Raw genomic sequence first — 13,081 nt, 5'->3', positions numbered from 1 at the left:
AAAAAGCCTAAGGAGCTGTACGGCTTCCAAGTCCCTCCCTCGATGATCAGTCGAGAACTATCGCTTCTGTCGGAGCGATAGTCGAGATACAAGGAGCTGTCGAGTGCAACGAGGCTGCGATCTTTCCACGGCCACTTGAGTCTCAAGCGAAAGATCAAAAGATCAAAAGATCGCAGGCTTCGCCAGCTCCTACGGAACCACGCGGGAGCAACCTCTGACCACCGATCAAGCCAGCCTTGAATGCGCGGCGCTGGCAGCAGCCAGCCATTGCTCGCTCTTGACCTGCGCCTGCTCCAGGGTCTGCACATATGCCAATTGCCGCTGCTCGCGATGAATGCCGGCGCGGCGCAGCTTCAGGCGCACCCTTGGCGTCGTCGCGACCAGGATCAGGCCGATGCCCTGCTTGCGGTAATCCTTCAGGATGTTTTCAACCGCGGCCAGCGCGGTCATGTCCAGCATGGGCACGGCGCTCATTTCCACCACTACCACGCGCACCCCCGGATCGAACTTGCGCAGCACATCCAGGGCTTTTTCTGCCGCACCGAAGAACAGCGGCCCACGAATTGCGTAGCAGCGCACATGCTCGGGCATGTCCAGTAGGGCCTGGTGGAAGTGACGCGGCAGTTCGGCGCTGTCGGTCAGTTCGCTCATGCGCTTGATGAAAAGCCCGGCGGCCAACAGCAGACCGACGGCGACGGCCATGACCATGTCGAATAGGACGGTCAGGCTAAGGCAGGTCAGCAGCACCAATACGTCGCTGCGCGGAGCGATGCGCAAGGTATGCAATACGTGTCCGGCTTCGCTCATGTTCCAGGCCACTATCACCAGTAGCGCCGCCAGGGCAGCCATGGGCAGGTAACTGAACAAAGGTGCCAGCAGCACCATCGCCAGCAGCACCACGAGGCTGTGAATGATCGCGGCCAGCGGTGAAAAGGCGCCACTGCGCACGTTGGTCGCGCTGCGGGCAATGGCCGCCGTGGCGGTGATACCGCCGAACAGCGGCGCCACGACGTTGCCCAGGCCCTGGCCGATCAGCTCGGCATTGGGGTCGTGCTTGCTGCCGGTCATGCCATCCGCCACCACCGCGCACAGCAGCGACTCGATGGCGCCGAGCATGGCAATGGCGAAGGCCGGCGCCAGCAATTGGCGGATCAGGTCATAGGAAAGCGTCAGAGGATGGCCCTGGCCATCTGGCAGGTTCCATGGCCAGTCGAAGTTCGGTAAAAATGGCGGGATACCGGGGTGGCTGATGCCATCGACCACGTAGCTGAAACGCTCACCCAATGTCGCCACCGGCCAACCGCCGTGCTCCAGCGCCAGTCCCAATAGGGCCCCGACCAGCAAGGCAACCAAATGCCCGGGAACCCTCGGTACCCAGCGTGGCCAGGCAATCAGCACCGCCAGGCACGTGACGCCGATGATGCCATCGCCGAGTCGGGCACTGGGCAGTGCCACGATCAGTTCGCCCAACTGTTCGATGTAGTGCTTGGCTTGCCCGACGGTGGTCAACCCCAGCAGATCCTTGAGTTGCAAGGTGGCGATGACCACGCCGATCCCAGCGGTAAAGCCGAGGATCACCGGGTAGGGGATGTATTGGATCAGCCGTCCGGCGCGCATCAATCCCAGGGAGATGAGAATCAGGCCGGCGAGCATGGTGCACAACAACAGGCCGCCGATACCGTATTGTTGGGTGATGGGCAGCAGGATCACCACGAACGCCGCTGTCGGCCCGCTGACGTTGAAGCGCGAGCCGCCGGTGAGGGCGATCAAGGGGGCGGCCACCAACACCGTGTACAAGCCATGTTGCGGCGGCACGCCAACGGCAATCGCCAGGGCCATGGCCAGTGGGATGGCGATGATGCCGACGGTCAGCCCGGCCACCAGGTCGCCGCGCAGGCGCTCAAGGGTGTAACCGGCGCGCCAGGTTTGGCGCCAGGCGGCAAACAACGGTGGAGCGGAGAAAGACATAGGGACTCCACGCACGAAGAAACGGGGCTTATAGATGGAATGTCGCCCAGGACGCCCCGCGTCTCATGTATCGGTAGACTGGGGCTGACGGCCCTTTGAGTATGCCGCGCCCGCTGCACGGATGTATTGATCCAGATCGCTTATTTTTATCATTGAGGCTCATGCTAGAGTGCCCGGCCAAGACCTCGGAGCTTGTCATGCGTGTATTGATCCGCTGCGCCACTCTGCTGTTGATGTCCAGCCTGCCCTTGGCGGCCGAGGCTGCGCCGATGCACAGCCAGTTCCTGCCGCCTGATGACCTGATGGTGCGCCAGGAGCAGCCTGAACAGCAGCAGTTGTTGCAAGTGACCGAGTTTTCGGTGGTGCTGGGTAACCAGCGTCAGTCCAACCAGCAACCGATTCCGGTCACTTCCCCCTTGCTGGTCCGTCTCAAGGGCAAGCCGATGAACAAGGGGGCCACCCTCAACCAGGTGATCCTCAACTTCGATGGCGAAAGCAAAAGCCTGAAGAAGCCGGCCTTCGACGAGGCGAGCAAGACCCTGACGCTGTCTTATCCACAGGCCCAGTACCGAGTGGTCATCGATCTGCTGCGTCACAACACGGTCTATGTACAGTTTCTCACGTACGCCAACGGCCATATCTGGGCCGACCTGCACACCGGCGCCGAACGCCCGCGTTGAGCCCCGGGCCTTGCCGGGGGTAAACTGCCCGCCCCGTGAACTGTGCGAGCTGGAGCCGGCAATGCGTAAAGACAAGAAACAAGTGATTGGCGACGAGATTGGCGATGAACAGATCAAGCTGTTCCTCAATTTTGAACCGGTCGATGCCACGTCGCCGTCGCTGCACAAACTGATCAAGGCTTACCGTGGCCTGCGGGTCGACGATTTCGAGCGTTTCCTGACGTTTTTCGTTGAGGCCGGTCATGACCTCAATGGCAAGGATGAGCGCGGCAACGATTTCGTTGCGCTGATCCAGGACCAGGGTAATGCCGAGGATTACATCGAGCTGGTCAACAAGGCTCGCGGTTAGATCAAAAGATCGCAGGCTTCGCCATCGCCTATGGAGATCGCGAAGCCTGCGATCCTATAAACAAAAACGCCCCGCTCTCATGGAGAACGGGGCGTTTTTTCATGCTGTGCAATCAAGCGTAGCTTTGGGTCTCGCTGCTTTCTTCAACCAGCTCCAGCGCAATGTTGTTCTGCGCATTGATCTTGCGATACAGCGCCGCGTCGGTTTCCAGCACTTTTTCCCGGGCCGGGAAGATTTCTGCGAGCTTGGCAGCCCACTCGTCTTTGGTTTTGTCCGGGAAGCAGCGCTCGATCAGTTCCAGCATGATCGACACGGTCACCGAAGCACCCGGCGACGCGCCGAGCAGGGCGGCGAGGCTGCCGTCCTTGGCCGCCACCAGTTCGGTGCCGAACTGCAGGACGCCACCTTTCTTCGGGTCTTTCTTGATGATCTGCACCCGCTGGCCGGCCACTTCCAGGCGCCAGTCCTCGGCTTTCGCCTCGGGGTAGAAGCGACGCAGGGATTCGAGGCGCTGTTCCATGGACTGCATCACTTCGCTGATCAGGTACTTGGTCAGGTCCATGTTGTCCCGGGCCACGGCCAGCATCGGGCCGATGTTGCCGGCACGTACCGACAGCGGCAGGTCCATGATCGAGCCGTGCTTGAGGAACTTGGTGGTGAAACCGGCGTACGGCCCGAACAGCAGGGATTTCTTGCCATCGACCACACGGGTGTCCAGGTGCGGCACCGACATCGGCGGCGAGCCCACGGCGGCCTGGCTGTAGACCTTGGCCTGGTGGTGCTTGACCACTTCCGGGTTGTCGCAACGCAGCCACTGGCCACTGACCGGGAAGCCGCCGAAGCCCTTGCTTTCTTCGATCCCCGAGGCTTGCAGCAGCGGTAACGCCGCACCGCCGGCACCGAGGAACACGAACTTGGCGTCGACATCGCGGCTGTTGCCGGAATTGACGTCCTTGATGCTCACGGTCCAGCCACTGCCGTTGCGCTTGAGGCCGGTGACGCGCTTGCAGTATTTGACCTGGGTGTCCGGGGCGCTGGTCAGGTGCTTGAGCAACTGGTTGGTCAGGGCGCCGAAGTTGACGTCGGTACCGTTCATGACGCGGGTGGCGGCAACCACTTCGTCAGTTGGCCGGCCAGGCATCATCAGCGGCATCCACTCGGCCATCCGGGCCTTGTCCTCGGTGTATTCCATGTCGGCGAAGGCGTGATGCTGGTGCATCAGATCGAAGCGCTTCTTCAGGAACGACACGCCTTTCTCGCCTTGCACGAAGCTCAGGTGTGGCACCGGGGCGATGAAGGACTTGGAGGAGCCGAACGTGCCTTTTTTAGTCAGGTACGTCCAGAACTGCTTCGACACCTCGAACTGGGTGTTGATGTGCACAGCTTTCTTGATGTCGACAGTGCCGTCGGCCGCCTGGGGTGTGTAATTGAGCTCACACAGCCCGGCGTGGCCGGTACCGGCGTTGTTCCACGGGTTGGAACTCTCCGCAGCACCGGAATCCATCAGCTCGACGACTTCCAGCGAGATCGCGGGGTCGAGCTCCTTGAGCAGTACGGCCAGGGTGGCACTCATGATGCCGGCCCCTACCAGAACTACATCGACTGCTTCGTTATGCGCCATTTAACGCGTCTCCAAAATCTGCAGCACCAAATTGTCGGCATAGCGGCCAAAAGTGGCGGGGCAGGTCAACTGCGCCCCAGTTATTCATGGCCAGGATCGCCATGTCCGAATCTTCGCAATTTTTCGCACCTACTGCGGATGCATGCAGCCTGGCCTCAGAGTCACATGAACTCATTTAAGCGCCGGGCAGGCAATTCGACTTATGGCCGAGACATCCGTTCGTGCAACCAAATCCGTAGCGGACAGGCTTCAGGCGCCGGTTCTTGAGCGATATCCGGTCCTGTGTCGTTGGGCTGTTTCAGACGCTAATGGTGCTTGTTCAGACGCAAAACTCTTCATTTGCTCGCCACACTCTCGTGAAGTTGTGAAAACCCGTTTTTTTCACGCTCTTTTGAAGACGTGAACCTCAAAAAAGGGCTGTCCCAGCCTGGCACTGCGCCCGGTTCGGTTGCCCCCATGTAGTACATGACAGGCAAAACGGGCAGACAGCTCAGTGACCGAGCGTAATGACAGCACTGCAGATTCGCGAAAAGTGGTGATTTGCCTGGAGGAACAGCAAGCGCCAGCTTCACTCGATCTGTGTGGGCGGCTCTCTGTGGGCGTTGCGGGGTGCCAATACCAGCGTATCAGCGGTGTTGCGAGGCCCGATCAGGAGACGTCCTTATAATCGGGGGGAGATTGTATCGAAGAAACGCAGGGAAATGGTCGTGTTTAATGACTTTTATTAGCCGTCCGGTCAGATGGTCAACAGCTGCCGGTTACGTGCGCGGGCAGGAAGCGGTTGCACGCGGGCGCTGACGGGCAATGGCTGGTGCAGCCAGTTGAGACGGATCTCTTCGATTTCCACCCAGCCTTCGCCCATGGGTTGCAGGCTGCACTGCTTGAAGGCCTGGCAGCGGCCGTTGCGATCGAGCAGGGCGAAGCTGCGGTGATGAGGGCGAGGGGTGAACAGGGAAATAAGGAAGCGCATGATCGGATACCGGGTCAGGAAGCTTGGGATAAGCCTGACCGCGGGCCATGACATGCCGGTGTAAGGACCGTGACAATGGGGTGACAGGAACCGGCATCCACGGCCCGTGTCAGACATTTCAGTATTCATCGTGCGACGCTAGTTCGCGGCGATGGCGCACCGCTATACTGCCGGTCTGTTTGTGCCCGATTCTGGAGAGAAGAGCATGTTGCAACGCCTGTTGTTCGGTTTGATCGCTGTGACCAGTCTGACCCTCGTCGGCTGCGCCCACAGCCCGCAACAACTTAACCCGGAGCCCAAGCTCAATGCCCAGCTGGCACCTGTGGGTCGTGGCCAGCCGGTGGTGGTGCGGGTGGTGGACGGTCGTCCGTCGCCGACGCTCGGCACCCGTGGCGGGCTGTATCCGGAAACCAGTGTGATCACAGTGCAGGGTGCGCAAATTCTGCCCAAGTTGCAGGCCCAGGCTGAAGCCGCCGTGCGTTTGCTGGGCTTCACGCCGACCGCCAATGCCTTGAATGCACCGCAACTGACCGTGACCCTGGCCGAGCTCAAGTACCAGTCGCCCAAGGAAGGCATGTACGTGACCGAAGCCACCATCGGCGCGACCTTCCGCTCCGACGTGCAGAACGCCAACCGCCGCTACAGCGGTCGTTACGGTGCTTCCCTGGACCAACGCTTCGGCATGGCGCCTAACCAGGACACCAACACCAAGCTGGTCAGCGACGTCTTGAGCGATGCCCTGACCCGGCTGTTCAAGGACCCGACCATTGGCCAGGTGCTGGCTGAGTAAGTAAAAAGGCCTCATAAACCCTGTGGGAGCTTGCTCCCACAGGTTTTTTTTATGGGCGAGCTTCTCAAGCTGCCTGGGAATAGAACTCCAGCACACTGATCCCGGTCAGCAGGTCTGTCTCCGGCAGGTCGGGATGTTGATGGCCGCCCAGGGCGCAATACACCAGCCAATGTCGGTCCTGCACGTTGAAGGACAGACTGTCGACGAGGTTCTGTTGTTCGTCGCTTGGGCTGATGAGATAGAGGCGATCCTGGTTTTCGGCGTGCAGCATGACGGGTTCCGTGCAGGTTTGAAGGGCGCCAGAGTGGCCTAATCAGATGACGAAACCGTGACGGGTGAAATTAACCCTGAGCTTGCTCCCTCGCCACAAAAGAACCCAGTGTTGCGGCGGGATCGTTACTGGTCGGAAAAAGCCGCGCAGGGCCTCAGGCTTTCGGTAGAATCCGCGCCCTGTTTGTAGGTCACGGACGTGCCCTGTCCGTTTTTCGCTTGAGGTTCGTAATGTCGTCGCATCTGCTTTCGTTGTTCGCCGCCCACCCCGCCAAACTGATCAACCTGCTCGCGTTGCTGTTTGCCTGCCCAGGCGGCTGGGTGCTGCATGCGACGCGCCGCCGTGAACAACGGGCACGGGCCTGCCTTGAGGCGCGTAATCGCGAAGGTAATGAACGATTTGAAGCGCTGCTGGACCTGGCCACGCAGCGGATGAACCGGTTTTTCTACCGGTTTGGCTTTGGCTGCCTGGCCCTGGCGTTGCTGATGTCGTGGATCAGTACGCAGTTCTGATGAAATAGCCTCTGCAAGGACGTTTGCTCCCGCTGGGCTGCTCCGGCAGGAGCCCCGCAGGAGCTGTGTAGGAGCTGTCGAGTGCAACGAGGCTGCGATCTTCCCCCCAACCACTTGAGCCTCAAGCGAAAGATCAAAAGATCAAAAGATCAAAAGATCATCCGAACGCGGCCCGAGCCTTCAACAGCTCCTACACAAACCCTGCGGGAGCAAGCTTTAAAGCGCCAACCCCGCCTTGACCCGATACTGATTACGCACCGGCGTTGCGTATTGCAGCACCAGGAACGGACGGTGTTCCGGCGGGCAAGCGTCCAGCCGGCGCTGCCATTCTTCCTGGGCCTTGGCCAGTTCATCGGCACCAAACACCTCGGCCGCCGTGGGAACCTGCAACTGCGGGTCGGCGTCGGCCCATTGGGCGTAAGCCAGGTAATGCACGGGGAACAGGCGGTAGCCGCCGAGAATCTGCCGGTCCATCTCCTGGGCCAATTGCTTGGTGTCCTCGAACAGCTCGGTGATGGGCGTGGCGAAGTTCACGTGGACCCGGCCCTTGTAGCCGGTGATGCCCTTGGCGATGCTCACGTCGTCCTCGCCCGGGGCCTTGGTGTAGGTGCCGGTGGTGGCGCGGATGTACAACTCGCGGGCCTTGGCCTGATCGCACGGGTCGTATTCGTAGCTGATCGACACCGGCGTAAGGTTCAGTGACTGGATCACCTCGCCGAACGGCTCGTCCTTGCGGCTCATGTGGAACATCTTGAGGATCGCCGATTCGGTCCGGTCGTCACCGTCCTTGGCCCGTCCTTCGGCCTGGGCGATCCAGATCGAGGCGCAGTCGTGGCGGATCGAATGGTTGATGTACGCCGACAACAACTGGTACGCCGCCATTTTTTCCCGCCGGCCGGTGATGGAACGGTGCACGATGAAACTCTTGTTCAGGCGCATCAGGTCGCTGACAAAGGGCTTTTGCAGCAGGTTGTCGCCTATGGCGATGCGCGGGGTCGGCAGGCCGGCGTGGTACACGGCATAGTTGACGAAGGCCGGGTCCATCACGATATCGCGGTGGTTGGCGATGAACAGGTACGCACTGCCGGACTTGAATTGCTCCACCCCGGTATAGGTCACGCCATCGGTGGCGCGCTCGATGGTGTGGTCGACGTAGAACTCCACCTTGTCCTGCAACGTGGCGACCGAAGTCACTCCGGCGAACTCACGGCGCAATCTTTGCGCTATAAGGGGTTTGAGCATCCAGCCGAAGGCGCCGGCCAGGCGTGGGAAGCGGAAGTGGGTGAGGATATCTAGAAACGCCTTGTCGCCGAGCAGCCGTGCCAGCACCGCTGGGACTTCGCTGTCGTCGTAAGGTCGGATGGCATCGAATTCGCCCATCATGCTCTCTTGTTGGAAACGGCTAGGGTAAGTAAAGGTTCGAACGAAAAAACGACAGGGTACGGCCTGGAAGATAAGCCAGACAAAAATAGCCCTGCAAATAGACCGGCGATTATACGCACAAGTCACCTGGGAGACCGCGATGCTGGAAACCGAACGCTACGAATGTCCTTATTGTGGCGAACCAGCGGAAGCGGTTCTGGATTTGTCCGGCGGCGACCAGACCTATATTGAGGACTGTCCGGTGTGTTGCCGCCCGATTACCTTCGTGCTGCAGGTCCATGAAAATGAGTGGCATCTCGAAGTCTTCAGCGAAAACGAATGATGGGGCGTCCATGCAGCGAATCTACGAGCTGGAAAACCTGATGGAAGGCGAGTTGTTGCAAGGCATGCTTGCCAGCGAAGGCATCACGGCGCATCTGATGGGGCGCGATTTGCTGGGCGGTGCGGGGGAGTTGCCCATGCAAGGCCTGCTGGGACTGGCGGTGGAGGACGACCAGGCGCAATACGCCCGGGAGTTGATCGCCGCGTACAATGCCGCACTGCCGTTGCCCGGCGATGAACCGGACAGCTATCCCGGTACGCTGGTCTGTTAGGCTGGCGGCCGTTTGTTCGATCAAGAGTCGTGTTGCCCCATGTGCGGACGTTATGCCCTGTTTCGCTGGAACCCCTCCTTCGCGGCCCTGCCCGGTTTTCCCACCGATCAGAAGGCTCAATGGAATATTTCGCCCAACGATTCGGTGTTGATCCTGCGGGCCGGCGCCGAGGGCCAGCGTGAACTGGCCCGGGCGCGCTGGGGGCTGACGCCGCCGTGGCTGACCGACCTGTCCCGCACCCCGGCCCATGCCCGGGCCGAAACCGTGGCCGAGCAGCCGATGTTCCGCGAGGCCTTGCGTCTGCGCCGCTGCCTGCTGCCGGCCAATGGTTTCTATGAATGGCGCGGCGGCACGCGCAAGCGTCCGTACTGGCTGACGCCGGGGGAGGGGTCATCACTGTTTTTTGCCGCGATCTGGGAAGCGTATCCGGTACAGGAGCAGGTATGGCTGAGCACGGCGGTCATCACCCAGCCAGCGGCGGGCCAGCGCCGACCGCTGATCCTGGACGAAGAAGGCCAGCGCCGGTGGCTCGACCCCGAGACCCCGCTGCATGCCTTGCAAGGGCTGCTGGCAAGCGAGCCGGCGCCACTGCGCGAGCGGGTGCTGGCCAACATGGTCAATGATCCGAAGCTCAATGGGCCGGAGTGCTTGACCCCGGCTTGAGTTTTGCGGCGCTTGTATTGGCCTCATCGCGAGCAGGCTCGCTCCCACAGTGGATTACAGGTGTATTCAAATTTCTCGTACACCCACCATCCCCTGTGGGAGCGAGCCTGCTCGCGATAGCGGCGGATCAGTCGACATTAATGTGGCTGACATACTGTCATCGCGAGCAGGCCCGCTCCCACAATAAGATTTGGGGTTACTCGTGATGCGGCTCACCGAGGAAGGTCAACGAGGTGAACACGCCGCGGGTGGCCACGTCCTTGTTGTCCTTGAGTGCAATTTCCATTTGCGCCGCGATCACATTCAAGCCGTCGTTGCGCACCAGCACCTTGGCCCGGCCTTCTGCATCGGTTTCGGTCGATACGGTGTTCGGCGCGCTGCGGTAGTCGCCCACCAGTTTCACACCGGCCGCCGGTTTGCCATCGAGCAACACCCGTACCGGTAATGACTGGCCCGGCCCTACGGTCAGCGGGTCGACTTCCGGCAGGATCACGAACTTGATCGGTGCAAGCGCCGGCAGTTTCGCCCCCGGCTCATAGATCGCCAGGCTGTACTTGAACGTGTGGGTCGACTCGATCGCCCCGGGCACTTTGCTGCGGCCTTCGTTTATCCACTTCTTGTCGGCTGTCTGGGACCACATGCCGTTGTCCAGCGCCACGGCCAGCACCGCCGGCGGCTTGAGCGGTTGCAGGCGGGCGTGGTCCGCCAGGCGCTCGACGGTGACGGGGATCATCTTGCCACCCAGGTCATAGGCCCAGGCACCGCTGACTTTCTGCGCCTTGAAGGCATTGTCTTCGGCGCCGTGACCGTAGATCACTTCGATGTTGCCGCGACGCTGTTCGGTCCACAGGCCATGGGCCGAGGCCTGTGTGGCCAGGAGCAGGCCGAGCAGGGCGAAGGTCTTGGGGTATTTCATGCAGATTTTCCTTTTACAGATCGAGGGTAAGACTGACGGTAAAGTTGCGCGGCTCGCCGGGGGTGACCCAGTAGTTGCTGTAGGCGCGCTCGTAGTACTTTTCATCGAAGACGTTGTTCAGGTTCAGCCCCACGGTGACATCATCGCTGGCCTTGTAATGGGCCAGCAGATCCACGGTGTGGTAGGCCGGCAGTTCGAAATCCTTGCCAGCTTCGCCCGAGCGATCGCCGACGTATGTGAACGCCGCGCCGACATCCGAACCGCGCAGGTGCCCGTCCTGGAATTCGTAGACGCCCAGCAGGCTGGCGCTGTGTTTGGCGACGCCAAGGATCCGGCTGCCCGTAGGGATTTTCTCGTCACCCTGGGTCACTTCGGCATCGATGTAGGCGAAGGCGCCGATTACGCGCACGGCGTCGGTCACCTGCCCGGTGAATTGCAGGTCGATGCCCTGGCTGCGAGCCTTACCCATGGCACTGTTGAAATCAGTCCCGGCGATTTGCGCCAGGACGTTTTCCTTTTCTATATGAAACGCCGCCAGGGTGGTGCTCAGGCGATCATCGAACAACTCGCTCTTGATCCCCACTTCATAGCCAACCCCTTCCTCGGGATCGAAGGTTTTGCCACCGGCATCCAGACCGTTGTTGGGCTTGAACGAGGTGGAGGCGTTGGCGAACAGACCGACCTCGGGCGTCAACTGATACAACAGGCCAGCCCGTTGCGTGAACGCGTCATGCCGCTGGCTGCTGGAGACCCCGGTGGTGTGATCGTCGATGCTCTGCTCGAAATGCTCATAGCGCACGCCGAGCATGCCCCGCAGCTTGTCGGTGAAGACGATCTGGTCCTGCAGGTTCAATGCGCGGCTTTGCACACGCTCAAAAAAGTCCGTGCCGGTACGTTTACCATTGGGTTTCGGCTGGCCGTAGACCGGCTGATAGATGTCGATGGGGTAAGCGCCGTCGATGTTGGTCACGCGCTCATTCTTGCGGTAATCCTCGTATTCGCTGCCGACCAGCAGTTCGTGCTGCCACGGGCCGAGGTCGAACAGGCCGCGCAATTCCAGTTGGGTGATGCTGTCGTGCCAATTGTTGTCACGCTCGCGATAGCGGCGGTTCACCGTGTGGCCGTCGGCGTTCAGCGGGCTCGATTCGGAGGCGAAGCCCCAGAGTTCACCCTGCTTGTAATGGCTGGCCAGGCGCAGTTGCCAGGTGTCATTGAGCTGATGTTCGAGGGCGGCTTGGAGCATGTTGTTGTGATTGTCGATGTCGCCGTCGTTGGGTTCGCCTAGAAAGGTCGAGCGGGAAACGCCGCTCCAGCGATTGTTCGGGGCGACGATGCCACGGTCGAACGTCGAGCTGTGGCGCACGATTTCGCTTTCCACCAGCAACCGGGTGTCAGGGTTCAATTGCCAACTGATGGAAGGCGCGACGAAGACGCGCTTGCTGTCGACGTGATCGCGAAAGCTGTGATTGTCCTCAATCGCCAGGTTGACCCGCGACAACAGGTTGCCTTCGGTGTCCAGTGGCGTATTGACGTCCAGCGCGGTGCGGTAGCGATCCCAGCTGCCGGCGCTGGTTTGCAAGGTGGTGAAGGCTTCGGGCTGGGGTTTCTTGGTGACTATGTTTACCGTACCGCCGGGATCGCCCCGTCCATACAGGCTGGCGGCCGGCCCCTTGAGCACTTCGATGCGTTCGATGTTCGCCGTGTCCGGCGTGCTCGGATAACCGCGGTTGGCGCTGAAGCCGTCTTTGTAGAACTCCGATGTGGTGAAGCCGCGCACGCTGTATTCGTAGAGCGTCAGGCCACCGAAGTTGTTCTGTTTCGATACACCGCCAGCGTATTCCAATGCCCGTTCGACGTTGGTGCTGCCCAGGTCCTTGAGCACGCTGGCGGGAATCACGCTGATCGATTGCGGGATGTCGCGCAGGGCGGTGTCGGTTTTGGTGGCGCTGGCAGAGCGGGTGGCGCGATAGCCCGTGACGGGGCCGGTGGCGGATTCGTAGTCGGACGTCACGGTGATGGCGTCCAGCTCCAGGGGCTGGATCTCTTCGGCGTAGGCCGGATCGCCGAGTAGGCCCAAGGCCAGGCTGGCGAGGGAAATCCGTTTTAGGGATGACATGTTATGTTGTTCCAGTTTTTAGTATTGAAACAATATAACACTAGTAATGAGAATTTATGCTATTCCTGATTTTCAGAAAGATGGAGCCGCTCTTGTTTGATGAGAGTTTGCTCCCGCTGGGCTCTGTAGATACCGTCTTGCCCCTCATCGAGCAAGGGCAAATTTTGGGTCAAATGGCTGACCCGATTTGAGAACGGCGTAAACGAAATGTAGTAGCTTGCGCATCGCTGCACAGATGATCTGCTTGGG

General features: G+C 60.5%; 14 protein-coding genes. 7 read left to right on the top strand and 7 right to left on the bottom strand.

Annotation, left to right across the window (positions count from 1 at the left end; translation table 11 throughout):
- Positions 1 to 225: 225 nt before the first annotated feature.
- Positions 226 to 1,968 (bottom strand): C4-dicarboxylic acid transporter DauA, encoded by a 1,743-nt coding sequence (gene dauA / locus AACY31_RS27660; protein ID WP_339505481.1) that lies wholly within the window; start codon positions 1,966 to 1,968, stop codon positions 226 to 228.
- Between the two features lie 197 nt (positions 1,969 to 2,165).
- On the opposite strand from dauA, the gene AACY31_RS27655 reads away from it, so the two are divergent.
- Together AACY31_RS27655 and AACY31_RS27650 are read left to right on the top strand one after the other, a co-directional pair.
- Entirely contained in the window at positions 2,166 to 2,648 is a 483-nt protein-coding gene (locus tag AACY31_RS27655; protein WP_339477796.1) for a hypothetical protein, read from the top strand.
- A 61-nt stretch (positions 2,649 to 2,709) separates the two neighbouring features.
- Entirely contained in the window at positions 2,710 to 2,997 is a 288-nt protein-coding gene (locus AACY31_RS27650; RefSeq protein ID WP_339477799.1) for a PA4642 family protein, read from the top strand.
- Positions 2,998 to 3,109: 112 nt separating this feature from the next.
- Here the strand turns inward: AACY31_RS27650 and mqo are convergent, their stop codons facing one another.
- Together mqo and AACY31_RS27640 are read right to left on the bottom strand one after the other, a co-directional pair.
- Entirely contained in the window at positions 3,110 to 4,618 is a 1,509-nt protein-coding gene (gene mqo, locus AACY31_RS27645) for a malate dehydrogenase (quinone) (protein WP_339477802.1), read from the bottom strand.
- Positions 4,619 to 5,354: 736 nt separating this feature from the next.
- A complete protein-coding gene (locus tag AACY31_RS27640; protein WP_339477804.1) occupies positions 5,355 to 5,588 on the bottom strand; it encodes a hypothetical protein in 234 nt (77 codons plus the stop codon).
- Positions 5,589 to 5,793: 205 nt separating this feature from the next.
- On the opposite strand from AACY31_RS27640, the gene AACY31_RS27635 reads away from it, so the two are divergent.
- Entirely contained in the window at positions 5,794 to 6,378 is a 585-nt protein-coding gene (locus AACY31_RS27635) for a YajG family lipoprotein (RefSeq protein WP_003205489.1), read from the top strand.
- A gap of 64 nt (positions 6,379 to 6,442) precedes the next feature.
- On the opposite strand, the gene AACY31_RS27630 is transcribed toward AACY31_RS27635, so the two are convergent.
- Positions 6,443 to 6,649: a hypothetical protein gene (locus tag AACY31_RS27630; RefSeq protein WP_339477807.1), complete on the bottom strand. Its 207-nt coding sequence runs from the start codon at positions 6,647 to 6,649 to the stop codon at positions 6,443 to 6,445.
- 230 nt (positions 6,650 to 6,879) lie between these two features.
- Here AACY31_RS27630 and AACY31_RS27625 point away from each other — a divergent pair, with 230 nt between their 5' ends.
- Positions 6,880 to 7,161, top strand: coding sequence for a hypothetical protein (locus tag AACY31_RS27625; RefSeq protein ID WP_339477809.1), 282 nt, complete (start codon positions 6,880 to 6,882; stop codon positions 7,159 to 7,161).
- 216 nt (positions 7,162 to 7,377) lie between these two features.
- Here the strand turns inward: AACY31_RS27625 and AACY31_RS27620 are convergent, their stop codons facing one another.
- Positions 7,378 to 8,544 (bottom strand): 1-acyl-sn-glycerol-3-phosphate acyltransferase, encoded by a 1,167-nt coding sequence (locus tag AACY31_RS27620; RefSeq protein ID WP_339477811.1) that lies wholly within the window; start codon positions 8,542 to 8,544, stop codon positions 7,378 to 7,380.
- A gap of 139 nt (positions 8,545 to 8,683) precedes the next feature.
- On the opposite strand from AACY31_RS27620, the gene AACY31_RS27615 reads away from it, so the two are divergent.
- Genes AACY31_RS27615 through AACY31_RS27605 form a run of 3 tightly spaced genes read left to right on the top strand, consistent with a single transcriptional unit; the run spans position 8,684 to position 9,800 of the window.
- On the top strand, positions 8,684 to 8,866 hold the full coding sequence (locus AACY31_RS27615) for a CPXCG motif-containing cysteine-rich protein (RefSeq protein ID WP_339477814.1): 183 nt from the start codon (positions 8,684 to 8,686) through the stop codon (positions 8,864 to 8,866).
- Between the two features lie 10 nt (positions 8,867 to 8,876).
- The gene (locus AACY31_RS27610) at positions 8,877 to 9,137 is read left to right on the top strand and encodes a putative signal transducing protein (RefSeq protein WP_339477816.1); all 261 of its coding nucleotides are present in this window, start codon (positions 8,877 to 8,879) and stop codon (positions 9,135 to 9,137) included.
- A gap of 39 nt (positions 9,138 to 9,176) precedes the next feature.
- On the top strand, positions 9,177 to 9,800 hold the full coding sequence (locus tag AACY31_RS27605; RefSeq protein ID WP_339477818.1) for an SOS response-associated peptidase: 624 nt from the start codon (positions 9,177 to 9,179) through the stop codon (positions 9,798 to 9,800).
- 196 nt (positions 9,801 to 9,996) lie between these two features.
- On the opposite strand, the gene AACY31_RS27600 is transcribed toward AACY31_RS27605, so the two are convergent.
- A complete protein-coding gene (locus AACY31_RS27600; RefSeq protein ID WP_339477822.1) occupies positions 9,997 to 10,716 on the bottom strand; it encodes a DUF4198 domain-containing protein in 720 nt (239 codons plus the stop codon).
- 13 nt (positions 10,717 to 10,729) lie between these two features.
- Positions 10,730 to 12,832: a TonB-dependent siderophore receptor gene (locus tag AACY31_RS27595; protein ID WP_339505479.1), complete on the bottom strand. Its 2,103-nt coding sequence runs from the start codon at positions 12,830 to 12,832 to the stop codon at positions 10,730 to 10,732.
- Between the last annotated feature and the right edge of the window lie 249 nt (positions 12,833 to 13,081).

Origin of the sequence: Pseudomonas sp. RL_105y_Pfl2_101, from assembly GCF_963970585.1 — a bacterium.
Taxonomy (GTDB): domain Bacteria; phylum Pseudomonadota; class Gammaproteobacteria; order Pseudomonadales; family Pseudomonadaceae; genus Aquipseudomonas.
Note: the sequence above shows the minus strand (reverse complement) of the source record. Positions and strands in the feature narration are given on the sequence as shown.